The sequence below is a fragment of the Anoxybacillus sp. MB8 genome (assembly GCF_011006755.1).
Lineage (GTDB): Bacteria > Bacillota > Bacilli > Bacillales > Anoxybacillaceae > Anoxybacillus > Anoxybacillus gonensis.
Map to the genome: position 1 here is coordinate 1 of NZ_RXXX01000036.1, position 17,410 is coordinate 17,410.

The window sequence follows — 17,410 nt, forward strand, 5'->3', positions numbered from 1 at the left end:
ACTCCTTTGCTTTCCTTGTATTCCAAGGTTTTATTCGACAGGAAGATAAAAAAATCCTCCCGATTTTTGTCGAGAGGGTGCGAAATGTGAGATATTATGTTATTTTTTTAAAAATATATAAGTTGAATTAAAAATTTACAACTGAACACACAAATGATCGATCGTTCGTTCTGGTTTCTGGTTGATTCGCTGCATAAGGGCTTGGACATTTTTTCTAATTTCTTGCACACTCGAATAGAACACGTTGTAAATCACGTCTGATTTCAGCCATTTCCATAGCCCTTCAATCAAGTTCAATTGCGGACTGTATGGTGGCAAAAAGACGAGCTCTAACCGATCTTCGTGTTCTTTTAAAAATGGCTGAATGAGTTTGGCATGGTGAATTCGAGCGTTATCTAAAATGATCACCATTTTGCCTGTAGGATAGCGTTCTAACACAAGTTGAAGAAAACGAAGAAATGTTTCCGCGTCATGGTGTTCTTCTTCGATGCAAAACACTTTCCCTGTTTCGTGGTTCAACGTGCCAATCAGCTTCAGCCCTTGATGTTTTCTAAACGTCGGAATGATTCGTTGTTTTCCTTTGACAAACCGTGTTTTTTGAATCGCTTGGTAATCACGAATCATCGATTCATCTTGAAAGAGGACATGGGCGATGTTCCCATCTAACAGTTTTTTTTACTTTTGGGAAGGTGTTTTCGACGAATTCTTTTTGTTTCTCTTCATCGGCATTGGCTAGTGTGTAGGTCGGTTTCGTATAACTTAGCCCTAACCGATGCAGAATTTCACTTGTTCCACGAAGCGTGTACGTTGGCCCCCACTTTTGTTGAATGAGTTCAGCGATGATCGCAAGCGTCCAATTATATTTTGCTTCGAATCCCACATCTACGGGGAGCTGATGTTCAATGATCAAAGCCAGCTCTTTTTCCTGTTTAGGGCTCAATCGACGTGGGGCGCCAGGTGAGTATTTCATCTCCAGTCCATCAAGACCGCGCTGGGCGTAGGCATGAATATAGTTATAAATAGTTTTCTTGGATCGATCAATAATCGTTGCGATTTCTCCTTTGGTGTATCCCCTGCAAATGAAGATAAATGGCTTGGTAGCGTTCATATGTTCGTTTACTTTTTGCTTCTTTCATGGCAGTGGACAACTTTTCGATCTCGTCTTTATGATTTGGCATCGTATTTTCTCTCCGTTCCCCTATTATTTATTCGCCGTGGAACGGGAGAAAACCTTTATTTCAATTTATACATTTGTAACTATTCAGCCACATGATCAAGTGAGCTGAATATTTTTTGCTTTTCCTGTCTATGATGTGAATATTGATAGACAAGGAGGTGAATCGCATGTTGACGGTACAACAAGCTGTATTTACAGTTGAGAGCTTAATCAGCAAAGTTCAACAACAGAAACAGCTCATTCATCAACTCGTTCAAGAAAATGAACATTTGCGTCACGAAAACAAACAGTTACGCAAAGAAAATGAACAACTCAAGTATCGCGTTCAAGAGCTGGAAGCACGCACGAAAAAAAACAGCTCCAATAGCCATTTGCCCCCATCTTCTGACCGTTTTCACACCCATTCTTCTCGTCAGCCATCTGGCAACAAACCAGGCGGACAAGAAGGGCATCAAGGAACGACGCTCCGTCAAGTGGAACATCCACATCATCGTGTCGTCCATCGTGTGAACACGTGTCAAGGATGTGGGGCTTCTTTGCGTGAAGTCAAACCGTTCAAAGTCGATGTCCGTCAAGTGTTCGATCTCCCTCCCATGACGATCGAAGTGACACAACATGAGCGTGAAGTGAAATCCTGTCCGCATTGCCGATGTGTTCAACAAGCCGAATTCCCATCCTATGTCACGAATCATGTGCAATATGGTCCACGGCTCACGGCGCTCGCTGTATATTTGCACCATATCCAATTGATCCCTTACAAACGTTTGAGTGATACGATCGAAGCATTATATCAACACCCAATCAGTACAGGAACCCTTGCCAATATGGTGAAACGAGGACGCGAAGCGCTAGAATCGAATATGGACATGATCGAAGACGCCTTACTTGAATCCAACATCCTGCATGTCGATGAAACGAGTTTGCGCATGGATGGGAAACTCGCATGGGTGCATGTCGCGTGTACATCGAAATATACGTACTTGGCTTCTCATGTTTCTCGCGGAAAGAAAGCGACCGATGACATCGGGATTCTTCCGCGATATCAAGGGACGATGATGCACGATGGGTTCGGTACGTATCCAAAATACACGCAAGCCACCCATGCCCTTTGTCACGCCCATCATTTGCGTGAGTGAAAAGGCTTCATCGAACAAGGGCATACATGGGCATCGCGCATGACGACGTTTCTGTTAGCCGCCAAACAGGCCGTCGAAGCTCATCACGGTGCGCTTTTCGAAGAAGAAGCGAAACGATGGGAACGAGTGTATGATCGCATCCTAGCGAAAGCACAGCACCGATTAGAAACGACGATGCCTCTTCCGAAAAAAGCACTCGCTTTTGTTCGACGGCTTCAGAAACGAAAGGAAGAAGCGTTGCGTTTCTTACGTGAAGTGCATGTTCTCTTTGACAACAACCAAGCTAGGGCATTTTCTATCACGAGGATGCCTTATTTGTGCTGGGCTTTTTTATACACTAGCACTGGGGTGAATAGTTACATATATTTGATAGAGTTATAAAAAACTATTAAATTTTTCTAAATATTATGTTAAAATACAACAAAAAGGAGATTATGTGCATGGTTGAAAAGCAATTAAAAGAGCGCATTATTGAAACAGCGCTTACATTGTTTGAAAAGTATGGGTATCATGGGGTGACAGTAGATCGAATTGTTGCGGAATGTGGAGCGTCAAAAGGAGGCTTTTATCATAACTTTAAATCAAAAGATGAGTTGCTTTACCACATTCACGATGTATTTATTACGTATGTGCTAAATAAAGCGCAAGAAGCATATGTAAAATATAAGACCCCGACAAAACGGTTATGTGCGATCATTCATTCATTTGTGAGAGTTTTTCATATATATAAACCGCACATTACAGTATTTAATCAAGAGGCTGCATATTTAAAGCCAGCATACGCTGAAAAAATTAATGAAAAGCGTGAGCAGTATAAGCAAATTATTTTTCAAGTGCTGCGGGAAGGCATTGAAGCAAAACAGTTTCGCAGCGAAGTGCCCGTCGAAATTGCGGGTTTGTCAATTATCGGAATGGTAAACTGGATGTACAAATGGTATAAGCCTGATGGTCCAATGTCTATTGAACAAATCGCAGTCGCTTTTAATGACTTGATTTTACATTCGCTTTTGACAGAAGAAGCGAAGCGTGATGAAGACATTTCGTCATTTCTTTTGTCGCATGTAAGCGACGAATGACGGATGTTGTAAAGGAAACAGACCAACTAGTCGGTTTGAAATAAAAACAGGCTTGTTGGTTTCATATACTTTCATTTTATAAAGGGGGAAAAGCAAATGCATTTTGAATTAACGAAAGAACAACAAATGATTAAAGAAATGGTTCGTGATTTTGCGGAAAAGGAAATTGCCCCATACGCGTCGAAATGGGATGAGGATGCGATTTTTCCAATTGAGACGTTCAAAAAAATGGGCGAGCTCGGTCTGTTCGGCATTCCTTTCCCTGAACAATATGGCGGCTCTGGTGGAGATACGATTTCGTATGCGATTGCGGTTGAAGAAATTGGTCGAGCGTGCGGTGGAACAGGGTTAAGTTATGCGGCGGCTGTATCGCTCGGTGCTAGCCCAATTTATTATTTCGGGACAGAAGAACAAAAAGAGAAATGGCTCGTACCGATGGCAAAAGGTGAAACGTTCGGTTCGTTCGGATTGACAGAACCGAATGCAGGATCTGACGCAGGGGGAACGCAAACGCGCGCCGTTTTAGATGGCGATGAATACGTCATTAACGGAGAAAAATGTTGGATTACAAATGCAGGCTATGCACGGCAAGTCATTGTAACCGCTGTCACCGGTAAAGATGAACGAGGAAAAAATATTATTTCCGCTTTTATCGTTCCAACAGATGCGCCGGGGTTTACGATTAACTGCCATTATGACAAAATGGGCGTTCGCGCATCTAATACGTGCGAGCTTGTTTTGCAAGATGTGCGCGTGCCAAAAGAAAATATATTAGGCGATCCGAAAAAAGGATTTAAGCAGTTTTTATATACGCTAGATGGCGGACGCATATCTATTGCTGCATTAGCTGTCGGAATCGCGCAAGCTGCATTTGAAAAGGCGCTTCAATATGCGAAAGAACGGAAGCAGTTCGGTCAACCGATCGCCAAGTTTCAAGCCATTCAATTTAAACTTGCCGACATGGCGATGCAACTTGAACTTGCGCGCAATATGGTGTACAAAGCGGCATGGTTAAAAGATCAAGGCAAACCGTTTACGAAAGAGGCGGCGTATGCGAAATTATTTGCTTCTGAAACAGGATTTCATATTTGTAATCAAGCGATTCAAATTCACGGTGGATACGGGTATATGAAAGAATACGGTGTTGAACGTCATCTTCGTGATATGAAGTTGATGGAAATTGGTGAAGGGACATCGGAAATTCAACGGCTCGTCATTGCCCGTCAATTAGGATGCTAAAAAGGAGTGAGTGTATGCTTCATATCACAGTTGGACAATTGCTTGAGCAAAAGGCTTTGGCACATCCCGATCATGAGGCAGTTGTGTACGCAGACCGTCAGTTGCGCTGGTCATATCGACAATTTAACGATTATTGTCGCCTCGTTGCGAAAGGGCTGATGAAACTAGGCATTGAAGCGGGAGAACATATTGCTGTTTGGGCAACAAATAAACCGGAGTGGCTGGCATGCCAGTTTGCGACAGGGAAAATGGGAGCTGTGCTTGTTACAGTAAATACAAATTATCGTACAGCGGAATTAGAATATTTGTTAAAGCAATCTGATGCAACAACAATTGTTTTAATGGAAAAGTATCGTGATGCTTCTTATATTGATATGATGTACGACCTTGCACCTGAACTTGCTTATTGTGAACCTGGAAAGCTACAAGCGAAACGACTTCCACAACTACGAAACGTCATCGTATTAAGTGAACAACGTTATCCAGGAACATTTTCATGGAATGACCTCTTAGCCATGGCGGAAGATGTCGAAGACGCAGCACTAGATGACCGAATGAACTCCCTCGATCCACACGATGTTATTAACATGCAATATACCTCAGGAACGACAGGATTCCCAAAAGGCGTCATGCTTACACATTACAACATTGTCAATAACGCGTATTACATTGCCGAATGTATGAAGCTAACAAAAGAAGATCGTTTATGTATTCCCGTACCTTTTTTTCATTGTTTTGGTTGCGTTCTCGGTACGCTTGCTTGCGTAACGGTTGGTGCAACGATGGTACCGCTTGAGCAATTCCATCCAAAACAAGTGCTACAAACGGTGCAAGACGAGAAATGTACAGCCCTTCATGGGGTACCAACTATGTTTATTGCTGAATTAAACGATCCAGATTTTGCGTCATATCATTTATCTTCTTTACGCACAGGCATTATGGCTGGATCGAACTGCCCGATTGAAGTGATGAAAGCAGTCATCGAAAAGATGGGGGCAAAAGAAATTACCATTGCGTATGGACAGACAGAGTCTTCCCCTGTCATTACACAAACACGTACGGATGATCCAATTGAATTGCGGGTGGAAACAGTCGGGCGCGCTCTTCCGCATGTGGAAGTGAAAATTGTCGATCCAACAACAAATAAAGAAGTGCCACCTGGTGTGCAAGGAGAGTTATGTACGCGCGGATATCATGTGATGAAAGGATATTACAACAATCCTTCAGCAACGCGCGAGGCAATTGACGAAGAAGGATGGTTGCATACAGGCGACTTAGCGGTAATGGATGAAAACGGTTACTGCCGTATTACAGGAAGGTTAAAAGATATGATCATTCGCGGAGGAGAAAATATTTATCCGCGCGAAATTGAAGAGTTTTTATATAAACATCCGAAAGTGCTTGATGTGCAAGTTGTCGGTGTTCCAGACGAAACGTATGGGGAAGAAGTAATGGCGTGGATCATTTTAAAAGAGGGGGAACATGCGACCGCAGAAGACATTCGTTCGTTTTGTGAAGGACATATATCGCGCCATAAAATTCCGCGATATATCGAATTTACAACATCGTATCCGATGACCGCATCAGGAAAAATTCAAAAATTTAAATTGCGCGAATGGGCGCGCGAACGAGTAAAGCAGAAAAAGAACGTGTAAGGGGGAAGAAAATGTTTTCAAAAGTGCTTATCGCTAACCGAGGAGAAATTGCGTTGCGCATCATTCGCACATGCCAAAAACTCGGCATTCAAACAGTTGCCATTTATTCGGAAGCTGATGCTGATTCGCTTCATGTAAAGCAAGCGGATGAAGCGTATGTCGTTGGAAAAGCGCGCGTCAATGAGAGTTATTTAAATATCGAAAAAATTATTTCCATCGCCAAAGAAACGAAGGCGGAAGCCATTCACCCAGGTTACGGCTTGCTTTCAGAGAATGCAACATTTGCTCGGCGATGCGAAGAAGAAGGGATCGTATTTATCGGTCCAAAACCGGACGTTATTGCGAAAATGGGGAGCAAAATTGAAGCGCGACAGACGATGGCGGAAGCTGGAGTGCCGATTGTGCCCGGCATCTCCTTTCCGCTTGCGGATGTTGATGAGGCAGCAAACGTAGCAAGCGAGATTGGCTATCCTGTTATGTTAAAAGCGTCCGCAGGGGGCGGAGGCATCGGCATGCAGCTTGTTCACGATGAAGAGCAACTGCGGAAAGCGTTTGAAGGAAATCAAAGCCGCGCATCCTCTTTTTTTGGTGATGGGGCGATGTATGTTGAAAAATATATCGACAATCCACGCCATATTGAAATTCAACTGTTAGCTGATGCATACGGAAACTGCGTGTATTTATGGGAAAGAGAATGCTCCATTCAACGCCGCCATCAAAAAGTTGTCGAAGAAGCACCTTCACCGTTTTTAGATGAAGAGACGCGTCGGGAAATGGGAGAAGCTGCTGTGCGAGCGGCAAAACATATCGGATATACGAACGCAGGAACGATCGAGTTTCTCGTAGATGAGCAAAAAAACTTTTATTTTTTGGAAATGAATACACGTTTGCAAGTCGAGCACCCAGTAACAGAAGAAATTACAGGCATTGACATCGTCGAACAACAACTACGCATTGCTGCAGGAGAGCCACTATCTTTTACACAAACTGAAGTGAAGCGAGAAGGACATGCGATTGAAGTGCGGATTTACGCTGAAGATCCGAATACATTTTTCCCTTCACCGGGAACGATTACCTCGTTACAACTGCCAAGAGGGAAACATATACGTCATGAAATTGCGGTGCAAAGTGGCTCGGTCGTTACCCCTTTTTACGATCCGATGATTGCAAAATGCATTGTCAAAGGGGGCGATCGGCAAATGGTCATCGCCAATATGATTACGGCTTTACATGAATACAAAGTCGAAGGAATTAAAACGAACATTCCGATGTTAATCGATGTATTGACGCATGAAGCATTTCAACAAGGGCATACGACAACAAACTTTGTGAATATGTACATGAGCAAAAAGGGAGGTAAAACACATGCATGAAGTAGTTGCATTGATGGCAGGAAACGTATGGAAGATTGTCGTTCAAGTAGGTGATGTTGTGGAAGAAGGACAAGATGTTGTCATTTTAGAATCGATGAAAATGGAAATTCCCATTGCTACGGAAGCGGGGGGAGTTGTTAAAGCGGTCCGCGTGCAGGAAGGAGATTTCGTAAACGAAGGGGACGTATTACTTGAAATCGAATAGGGGGACGCGTATGCGCGTGAAGGTGAAAGAAGTCGGTCCACGTGATGGATTACAAAATGAACCGGTATTTATTCAAACGGAAGATAAAATTGCATGGATTAATCAACTATCAAAAACAGGATTGTCGTATATTGAAGTGACATCGTTTGTCCATCCAAAATGGATTCCACAGCTTGCGGATGCGTACGAAGTTGCTTCCAGCATTGAGCGCGTAGAAGGTGTGACATACGCTGCGCTTGTTCCTAATAAAAAAGGATTAGAAGGTGCTTTAGCAGCCAATATGGATGAGATTGCGGTATTTATGTCAGCAAGCGAAACGCACAACCGAAAAAATATTAATAAATCTATTGAAGAAACGTATCCCGTACTGAAGGAAGTCATTGATGAAGCGAAGCGAGCAAACAAAACGGTACGTGGCTACGTATCAACGGTTTTCGGCTGTCCATATGAAGGGGAAGTGAGCATTGAGCGCGTTATTGCTATTTCTGACCGGCTATTTGAGCTCGGCATTGATGAGCTGTCACTTGGTGATACGATTGGTGTCGCTAACCCGATCCAAGTCCAACGAACGTTAGAACAGTTATTGAAACGATTTCCAGCTGAGAAGATGGCGCTTCATTTTCATAATACGCGTGGCATGGCGCTTGCGAATGTGTTTGCTTCCTTACAAATGGGGATGACGATTTTTGATAGCTCGCTTGGAGGGCTAGGTGGCTGCCCATATGCTCCGGGGGCGTCTGGCAATTTACCGACAGACGATTTAGTGTATATGCTTACTCAAATAGGTATCGACTGCGGTGTTCACCTCGAATCTTTAACAGAAGCTGCGCAATGGATTGAAGAAAAAATTGGCCGTCCGCTCACGAGCCACCATTCACACGTTGTAAGGGGGAATGCATGATGATGGAAGCCGTCCTTTATTCCACAATTGATGCGGGTGTGGCGGTTGTTACGCTAAATCGACCAGATGCCGCAAACGCCCTTTCGCTAAAAATGTTAAACGAATTGCAGCGCATTCAAGCGGAGCTCAAGTTAAATCGAAATGTGCGTGCAGTCATCGTCACAGGAGCAGGACAAAAAACATTTTGTGCTGGAGCCGATTTAAAAGAGCGGGCAAAAATGGACGAAACGCAAGTACGTCAAACAGTCGCGCTCATTCGCGAAACGATTAACGGATTTGAACAACTGCCTCAGCCCGTCATTTGTGCATTAAACGGAGGAGCATTCGGTGGCGGGCTTGAATTGGCGCTCGCATGTGACATTCGCATAGCTGCTGAACATGCCACAATGGGACTGACAGAAACATCGCTTGGCATCATTCCGGGCGCAGGAGGAACGCAACGCCTCCCGCGACTGATCGGCATCGGTCGGGCGAAGGAGATGATTTATACCGCAAAACGCATTTCTGCTCAGGAAGCGGCGCGAATTGGTTTAGTCGAGCGCGTCGTTTCTACTGAACAATTGTTAGATGAAGCGTTTGTGATAGCCACTACGATCGCCAATAACGCTCCGATTGCCGTTGCACAAGCAAAAGCAGCGATTAATCATGGAATGCAAGTCGATATACAGACAGGGCTTGTGATTGAACAAATGGCATATGAACGAACAATTCATACAAACGACCGGCTCGAAGGATTACAAGCGTTCAAAGAAAAACGAAAACCGGTGTACAAAGGGGAGTAAGGGACATGATTTCAAATGAACAATTATCGCTCGTTGAACAACTACAACAAAAACGAAAACAAATTGAACAAGGGGGAGCGCGCAAATACCATGAAAAAAATGCTAAGCAAGGAAAATTGTTTGTGCGCGATCGCTTGAAACTGTTATTTGATGATGGTTTGCAGTTTGAAGATGCCTTTTTTGCCAACTGTTTAGCGGACGGACTGCCGGCAGATGGTGTCGTGACAGGGGTCGGGAAAATTAACGGACAAACGGTATGCGTCATGGCAAATGACTCGACCGTCAAAGCAGGTTCATGGGGAGCAAGAACGGTAGAAAAAATTATTCGTATTCAAGAAACAGCAGATAAATTACGTTGCCCGATTTTATACCTGGTGGATTCGGCAGGTGCCCGCATCACTGATCAAATTGAAATGTTTCCAGGGCGTCGTGGGGCGGGACGCATTTTTTATAATCAAGTGAAACTGTCTGGAAAAGTGCCGCAAATTTGTTTGTTGTTCGGACCGTCAGCAGCGGGTGGCGCATATATTCCGGCTTTTTGTGATATCGTTATTATGGTCGAAGGAAACGCTTCGATGTATCTTGGTTCTCCGCGCATGGCTGAAATGGTGATTGGTGAGAAAGTGACACTTGAAGAGATGGGCGGTGCGCGCATGCATTGCTCGGTTTCAGGTTGCGGTGACGTGCTTGTGAAAACGGAAGAAGAGGCAATTGCGTTTGCACGTAAATATTTATCGTACTTTCCACCGAATTTCAGTGAAAAACCGCCAGTGGCCGAGCCGAAAGAGCCAAAACCATTTAATAAAACGATAGAAGAAATTATTCCGCAAAATCAAAATGCACCGTTTAATATGTATGATTTAATTGATCGCGTCATTGATGAAGACTCGTTTTGTGAAATAAAAAAACTATTTGCGCCTGAGTTAATTACAGGACTTGCGCGCATTAACGGGCAACCGATTGGGATTATTGCCAATCAACCGCGCATGAAAGGCGGCGTGTTGTTTCACGATTCCGCAGATAAAGCAGCGAAATTTATTACACTTTGTGATGCATTCCATATTCCACTTATCTTTTTAGCGGATATCCCTGGCTTTATGATCGGGACGAAAGTCGAACGTGCAGGTATTATTCGCCACGGTGCGAAAATGATTTCCGCCATGTCAGAAGCGACTGTTCCAAAAATTTCAATCATTGTACGGAAAGCGTACGGGGCAGGATTATATGCCATGGCAGGTCCAGCGTTTGAGCCGGATTGTTGCTTAGCTTTCCCGCATGCACAAATTGCAGTTATGGGACCAGAAGCGGCGGTGAATGCGGTGTATGCGAATAAAATTGCTGAACTGTCAGAAGAAGAACGCGCTGCATTTATTGAACAAAAACGTGAAGAATATCGAAAAGACATCGATATTTATCGCCTCGCTTCCGAAATGGTTGTCGATGGGATTATCGCGCCAAATGAGTTGCGTTCCGAGCTTATTCGGCGATTAGATGCATATATGTCGAAATATGTTGTATTTTCTGAACGAAAACATGGGGTTTACCCTGTGTAGTTTAGAAGACATATGGTACAATGAGGGCGATGTGTTTCAACATCGCCCTTTTTTCGGGAAATTTCCCCGGAAATCGACAAAATGCGTGTCGAACGAGAAAACGATATGCGAATGTTAACGATGAAAAAAATGAATTTGTTTTACAAGCAGCGTTCTTTGTTTCGTACTTCATGCTTCTTTTTGTATAATCAAGAAAGGGGTTTAACATGTGACATACATATGGCTTATTGCACTATTTTTTATTTATAGCGTATGTCCAACGTGGCTGATTCGTCTTTCGTCATTTCGTGTACAAAAAAGAGTGAAAGACGGTGTCGCATTAACATTTGATGATGGACCAGATCCGACGTATACAGCCCAATTGCTCGATATATTAAAAAAATACGACGTAAAAGCAACGTTTTTTGTTGTTGGATGGAAAGCAAAAAAATATCCACATCTTATTAAAAGAATGAAAGAAGAGGGACATACGATCGGTTTACACCATTATTATCATACGAGCAACTGGTTTCTGCCTCCATTTGCAACGGAATGGGAGCTTCATCGATCGGCGCGTATCATTGAGCAAATCACAGGCGTTCGCCCCGTATACTACCGTCCGCCATGGGGACATATAAACATATGGACGTTGTTCATGCAAAAAAAGTATAAAATCGTGATGTGGACATATATTCTTGGTGATTGGAATGCTACATTAGGTGTAGATCGCCTTTATGAACGATTAAGGAACAGTATAGAAGATGGAGCGATCATCGTGTTGCATGATAGTGGTTCAACATTTGGAGCTGATGAACATGCGCCCGCAAATATGCTACAAGCGCTAGAACGACTATTTCAACATGTGAATGTAAAATGGGTAAACCTCAATGAGGAGTAAAGGGGAATGGGAAAGTGGAAGCGAACAGCGTGTTAACATATATTCAATCTCACGGTTATATTGTGTTATTTCTTTCTTTATTTTTCGGCATTGTTGGTATTCCTGCGCCGGAAGAGTCGCTTCTGTTTTTCATTGGCATTTTTATTTCACACGACCAATTACATTTATTAAAAAGTTTATTTTTCGCGATTTCTGGCGCAACTGTTGGCATGGTTGTCGCCTATATTGCTGGCTATACATTCGGTTCACCACTATTGTTCAAATACGGACATTTTATTGGATTCCATCGTCGTCGTTATCGTTATGTGTATCGTCACTTTCGAAAACGTGCTTTGTTGGTTATTCCTTTTGGCTATTTTGTTCCCGGTATTCGTCAATTATCTCCGTATATGGCTGGAGTTGTTCGTTTTCCGTTTTTTCCATTTCTCTTTTTGTCGTTTCTCGGAGCGGCGTTCTGGGTTTGTTTATTTATATTTGTAGGCAAGTTTCTTGGGGAGCGTATTCATATTCCGCTTCATGTATTACCATGGCTCACGGTATTATTTTTTAGTTTATTTTTTGTTGCTTTATATGTAAAAAGTAGAAAACAAAAATAAAAGGGAGTTCGCATAATGATGAACATTCTCGTACTACCTTTGTTTCAAATGCCATCTGGTCATCATCAAGTGGCCGATGCACTCATCTATTCATTATACCATCGTTTTCCCAACGTCTCTTGCGAAAAACTTGATTTTCTTAGTTATTGCAATGAACAAATGGAAAAGAGAGTAGCTGATTTTTACCTCCGCTGGATTTCACTATCACCACATTCGTATGAATGGATGTATCGACGATGGATGAAAAAGTTTGAACAACCGACGATGGAGCCATGGTTACTTTATTTTGAAAAAAAGATGAAACGTCTCCTTCAAGAAAAAAAGCCCGATCTCGTTGTGTGCACGCATTCATTTCCTTCTCACGTTTTGCAAAGGTTGAAACAAAAAGGGATCGTCACCGTTCCTGTCGTTAACGTATATACCGACTTCTTTTTAAGTGGTATTTGGGGAAAAACAGCGATTGATTATCACTTCGTTCCCCATAAAGAAGCAAAAAAGTCCATATGCACCACATTTCGCATCGAACATCATCGCGTTATTGTCACAGGTATTCCTATTCATGAACGTATCGTACCTGCGGAAAAGATGAAACGGCGAACAAGTAAACGGATTTTAGTAGCAGGTGGCAACCAAGGGTTAGGGAAAATGAAACAGTTTTTAATGAATGCTACCCATACACAACTGACCTATGACGTACTATGTGGCAAAAATGAAGCGTTATATCATGAATTAAAAAGTTGGAACAATCCGCGCATTCGTCCATATCGGTACATTTCCGACCCAGCGAAAATGAATGAATTGTACGATGAAGTCGATGCAGTTGTGACAAAACCAGGCGGTGTAACAATGAGCGAAGTGCTAGCGAAAAAGCTACCTGCTTTCACACTTTCATATTTGCCAGGTCAAGAACAAATGAATTTGCACTATTTAAGAAAAAAAGGACTTATTTATCTTCTTCATGACAATGAACCGTATGACCAACAATTGATGCGTGTATTAATGAATGAGGAGGAAATGAACGAATTAGAAAAGCGTATCGAGCGCTATTCACTCGAACGTGAAAAAACGGCACAAGATGTGCTTAGCGAGTGGATCGAAGCGAATATATATGCGATAAAAAAGCGATGAGGCTGGCTCATCGCTTTTATTTCTTCGATTTTCCGTATGTGTCAATGCTTAACTTCACGTTGATTTGCCCTAGCGTATCCTTTGTCAGTGGAACTAATCCGTTTGTTGTATATTTCTTCCAGATCTTCACATTTTGACGATACAAGGCGTTCGATAGTTGCAAAGTATCAATCTGTTTTTTTACACCGAGCTCGAATAAGCTTTTTATCTCTTTTTCGACCGTTTTTGAGGCGTATTCAATAATTTGTTTCTCAGACATGTGCTCGCGCAGTTCAATAATGCTTCCCGTAGCTTGCACATGAACGGTAAACAAAGGGCGACCATTTTTTATTTTGTACGATATGCTTGCCTTTGGTTCACGTACAACGAGCGTACCGATCATTTTACCATTTGGCTGAATGTAAATCGGTGTTCGCCCCGTGCCTTTCGTCACCCATCGTAAACCATCGAGTTTATGGCGTGGGACACATGCTTGTTTGTTGTAGCGATGTAAAAAACAGACACCGTTCATTTTTAACATCGGTTTCTTTTTTTTATTTTCCGTCCAACTTTTCTCCTCAACTGTAAGGGAAGGGAGAGGGAAAAGAGCCGCTTTTTCGTTTGAAGCGGCAACGAGTTGATTGAGCCGTTTTGGTTGAATAAATGAACTTTGTTCGTAAATATCTGTCGGATTAGCGAGCAACGAAAAATATGGTGAATAGTCTAAAAACGGTGTTGTTTCAAAAATGAGTTCGATCGGTTGTTTCGTGGCGAATGCCCAAATCGTATGACGAATTTCATTGTAACGATCAAGCACATCGATCACATCGCGGACAAGTCCTTTTTTGAGCGCCCGTTCTGTAAAGACGATTCCTTTGACATGTCCCCATGATACACCTTGTTGAATCGCTTGATACAACCGATCGGTTGCCACGTTAAACGTCTCTCCTGTTGCTTTTCCGATCGTAACCGTTGATTTTTGTCTTCCACCGCCCGCTTCGACTTTCGCAAGTCCTGTAAAACTAATAAGTTGAGCATAAGCGACGACCTGCCCGTCTTTATAGTCCACACCGATCGCATGAATATACGCAAGATGATCAATTTCTTTCATCCCCCAACACCCCGCTAAAAATAAACAAAAACAACAAATGATTAGCCTTGTCATGCTTCGTCACCTGGTGTATTATCACTCGTCTTTAACATTTTTGGACGCATTTTAAATTTTTTCCATCCGCTCGTAATCACTACTTTCCATATATCTCCTGTCGTTGGGGAAAGCGGTGCTAAATACGGAACGCCAAACGATGTTAAATTTGCCGTATAAACGAGAAGAAAGAACATGGATGTAATAAAACCGAAAAGTCCAAGCATCGCTGAAGCGGCAAGGACGATAAAACGTAACATGGACACTGTCCCAGCAAGCGATTGATTAACAAGTGTAAATGTGGCGATGACAGATGTTGCAATGACGACGAGAGTACCGGGTGCGGCAAGCCCTGCGTTTATTGCTGCTTGCCCAATAATTAATCCGCCAACGACCGATAACGTTTGTCCAATCGCAATCGGGAGCCGCATCCCTGCTTCTTTAAAAATTTCAAATAAGCTAATCATAATAAATGCTTCGAGTGGAGCAGGGAGCGGTACGCCTTGTCGTGAAAGAACGATCGTTGCCAACAACGTAAACGGTAGTTGGTCTTGGTGATACGTAATAATTGCGACCCAAAGGCCCGGTAAAAAAACGGCGACGCTGACGCCAATGAGCCGAATGATTCGCTGAAACGTAACGAACACAAATGATGTGCTATTGTCTTCCGATGTATTTAACAAAAATGTTAAATTGGTCGGGCCGATTAATGCGGTCGGTGATCCGTCGATAAAGACAGCAAATCGTCCGTTCAATAGCGCATTGACAACAAAATCAGGACGACCAGAGTAAGCGAAAACAGGAAATAAAGAAACATATTTTTCGCTTAACAATTCCTCTAATTGGTTTGTTCCGGTTAAGGCGTCAATGTTAATGGTACTTAAGCGTCGCTTTAATTCGACTACTGTTTCTTGATTAATAATATCTTGAATATATAAAATATCGACTTTCGTTCGGCTTCGTTTCCCGATTAATACTTGTTCAACGTGTAAGCTGCTCGTTTTTAACCGTTTTCGTACGAGCGCCACGTTTTTCGCCACTTCTTCAATAAAACCGTCCTTCGGTCCACGAATCGACACTTCTGTATTTGGTTCTTCTGGGTTTCGGTTTGGTGGATTGGCAAGAGAAATAGAATACATTGCACCCGCTTCCACGAAATAAATGACTAAATCTCCGTTAAAAACGATAAAATCGAGCTGTTGGGCAGAAACAGATTTGCCGATTAAATGAAGCGGCATTTGTTTATATTTTTCAATGTCTGTGACTGAATATAGCGGATATTGTTGTCCCATACGCGTAATGGTTGGGAAAACAAATTGTTTCAGTAACTTTGTGTCACATAATTCTTCACAATAAATGAAAATAAGCGATAGCGGCTTTCGTTCCTCTGAATAAATCGTGGCGGGCATTAATACGACGTCTTTACATTGTGCAAAATGTTCTTTTAACGTTCGTTCATCGACGATGATTTCGGCGGTCATGCGGATGCTCTCCTTTCTTTTATACGTATTGCTAATGCTAGGACGAACAATAACGTCGCAAGAAAACAAATGAAGAAAAACGAAATCGGTAACAGCCATTTTTTTAACGTATGAAAAAACGTATCATCGCTCATCGGCGTCATCGCCGCAAAGAAAATAACGGTGTATACGAATAGTAAAATCCATCGTCGTGATGTTTTATTTGTAATATCAAATAGCTCGGGAATGAGCGCTGTCGCAAGTGAAATACGAATAAACGCCCCCGCTAGCCATTGATAGACCGATAAAAAATCAAAATGCTCTAAATACGTTCCTAAGTTCACCATTCGCCATTGTTCAAAAGCCGGATAACGTAAATGGCTCGCTTCTGCCGGTCCAAATTCCGTGATAGCCCCGATTGTCGGTCCAAGTGATAAGCTGGCAGCTACAACTCCAAACAAAACGAGTTTCATAAAAGAAATGTTCGTTTTCATTTGTTGTTGCATAAATAGTAAAAGAACAATTTCTCCATAGCCAGCAGCGACATACATCACTCCTTTCCACACCGGTTCCCATCCGTTCTCAAGCATCGGCTTTAACAGCTCATAATTTTTATGAGGGGTCGTTGCTAAAGCGACAAATATGCCGAACAGTACGACGAAAGGTAAAAGAATGCCAGATGTTTTAGCGATCGATGGCAAACCGATTGACGCGTTATAAAAACAAATAATACAAAGAGTAATGATGATCGCCCAGTTTGGCGTTCCTGTTAAATACGATGTCGTTGTAAACGTTGTCGTATCTTTTAATGTCACAATGCTAATGATAAGTAAATATAAACATGTGACAGAAGCGATAAAATAAGCAATTGGTGCCCCTATATTTTCTTTTAGCCATTGAAAGATATGTGTTTGTTGCGATTGTTTTATAGGGAAATAAATAACAGGGAGAAATATGACGAGCAATATAAGTCCGATGATGGTTGAAATCCATGCATCACGTCCGGCAATTTCAAGCAACACAGGAATGATGATAACGTGATTCATCAGTCCAATTGATAACATTAAGATGAATAACATTTGTACTGTATTCATAAGCACACACCTTTTATCTCTTTGTATTTTTTATC

At 42.4% G+C, this 17,410-nt stretch carries 14 protein-coding genes and 2 pseudogenes; 12 read left to right on the forward strand and 4 right to left on the reverse strand.

Annotated elements, in window-relative coordinates; translation table 11 throughout:
- Positions 1 to 135 precede the first annotated feature (135 nt).
- Positions 136 to 1,178, reverse strand: a pseudogene (locus tag EKC99_RS11685) (IS630 family transposase).
- Between the two features lie 166 nt (positions 1,179 to 1,344).
- Between EKC99_RS11685 and tnpC the strand changes: the two are divergent.
- The 12 genes and pseudogenes from tnpC (at position 1,345) to EKC99_RS11745 (ending at position 13,698) form a co-directional block, all read left to right on the forward strand.
- Positions 1,345 to 2,694, forward strand: a pseudogene (gene tnpC, locus EKC99_RS11690) (IS66 family transposase).
- A gap of 59 nt (positions 2,695 to 2,753) precedes the next feature.
- Positions 2,754 to 3,389, forward strand: a complete 636-nt coding sequence (locus EKC99_RS11695; protein ID WP_163151993.1) for a TetR/AcrR family transcriptional regulator — start codon at positions 2,754 to 2,756, stop codon at positions 3,387 to 3,389.
- 96 nt (positions 3,390 to 3,485) lie between these two features.
- Entirely contained in the window at positions 3,486 to 4,628 is a 1,143-nt protein-coding gene (locus EKC99_RS11700; RefSeq protein ID WP_163151995.1) for an acyl-CoA dehydrogenase, read from the forward strand.
- A gap of 14 nt (positions 4,629 to 4,642) precedes the next feature.
- On the forward strand, positions 4,643 to 6,283 hold the full coding sequence (locus tag EKC99_RS11705) for an AMP-binding protein (protein WP_163151997.1): 1,641 nt from the start codon (positions 4,643 to 4,645) through the stop codon (positions 6,281 to 6,283).
- An 11-nt stretch (positions 6,284 to 6,294) separates the two neighbouring features.
- Positions 6,295 to 7,656 carry an acetyl-CoA carboxylase biotin carboxylase subunit gene (locus EKC99_RS11710; RefSeq protein ID WP_163151999.1) on the forward strand — a complete coding sequence of 454 codons (1,362 nt, stop codon included), beginning with the start codon at positions 6,295 to 6,297 and terminating at the stop codon, positions 7,654 to 7,656.
- Positions 7,649 to 7,861: an acetyl-CoA carboxylase biotin carboxyl carrier protein subunit gene (locus EKC99_RS11715; protein WP_163152001.1), complete on the forward strand. Its 213-nt coding sequence runs from the start codon at positions 7,649 to 7,651 to the stop codon at positions 7,859 to 7,861. Before EKC99_RS11710 ends, EKC99_RS11715 begins: the two co-directional genes overlap by 8 nt.
- A 10-nt stretch (positions 7,862 to 7,871) precedes the next feature.
- The gene (locus EKC99_RS11720; RefSeq protein ID WP_163152003.1) at positions 7,872 to 8,762 is read left to right on the forward strand and encodes a hydroxymethylglutaryl-CoA lyase; all 891 of its coding nucleotides are present in this window, start codon (positions 7,872 to 7,874) and stop codon (positions 8,760 to 8,762) included.
- Positions 8,762 to 9,544, forward strand: a complete 783-nt coding sequence (locus EKC99_RS11725) for an enoyl-CoA hydratase (RefSeq protein ID WP_163152017.1) — start codon at positions 8,762 to 8,764, stop codon at positions 9,542 to 9,544. Before EKC99_RS11720 ends, EKC99_RS11725 begins: the two co-directional genes overlap by 1 nt.
- A 5-nt stretch (positions 9,545 to 9,549) precedes the next feature.
- Entirely contained in the window at positions 9,550 to 11,097 is a 1,548-nt protein-coding gene (locus EKC99_RS11730) for an acyl-CoA carboxylase subunit beta (RefSeq protein WP_163152005.1), read from the forward strand.
- Positions 11,098 to 11,305: 208 nt separating this feature from the next.
- The gene (locus tag EKC99_RS11735) at positions 11,306 to 11,974 is read left to right on the forward strand and encodes a polysaccharide deacetylase family protein (RefSeq protein WP_163152007.1); all 669 of its coding nucleotides are present in this window, start codon (positions 11,306 to 11,308) and stop codon (positions 11,972 to 11,974) included.
- 14 nt (positions 11,975 to 11,988) lie between these two features.
- Positions 11,989 to 12,570: a DedA family protein gene (locus EKC99_RS11740; protein ID WP_055441964.1), complete on the forward strand. Its 582-nt coding sequence runs from the start codon at positions 11,989 to 11,991 to the stop codon at positions 12,568 to 12,570.
- Between the two features lie 15 nt (positions 12,571 to 12,585).
- Positions 12,586 to 13,698 (forward strand): MGDG synthase family glycosyltransferase, encoded by a 1,113-nt coding sequence (locus tag EKC99_RS11745; protein WP_163152008.1) that lies wholly within the window; start codon positions 12,586 to 12,588, stop codon positions 13,696 to 13,698.
- Between the two features lie 16 nt (positions 13,699 to 13,714).
- On the opposite strand, the gene EKC99_RS11750 is transcribed toward EKC99_RS11745, so the two are convergent.
- Genes EKC99_RS11750 through EKC99_RS11760 form a run of 3 tightly spaced genes read right to left on the reverse strand, consistent with a single transcriptional unit; the run spans position 13,715 to position 17,375 of the window.
- Positions 13,715 to 14,842 (reverse strand): Ger(x)C family spore germination protein, encoded by a 1,128-nt coding sequence (locus tag EKC99_RS11750; protein ID WP_055441966.1) that lies wholly within the window; start codon positions 14,840 to 14,842, stop codon positions 13,715 to 13,717.
- Positions 14,839 to 16,302, reverse strand: coding sequence for a spore germination protein (locus tag EKC99_RS11755; RefSeq protein ID WP_163152010.1), 1,464 nt, complete (start codon positions 16,300 to 16,302; stop codon positions 14,839 to 14,841). Before EKC99_RS11755 ends, EKC99_RS11750 begins: the two co-directional genes overlap by 4 nt.
- Entirely contained in the window at positions 16,299 to 17,375 is a 1,077-nt protein-coding gene (locus EKC99_RS11760) for a GerAB/ArcD/ProY family transporter (protein ID WP_163152013.1), read from the reverse strand. Before EKC99_RS11760 ends, EKC99_RS11755 begins: the two co-directional genes overlap by 4 nt.
- Between the last annotated feature and the right edge of the window lie 35 nt (positions 17,376 to 17,410).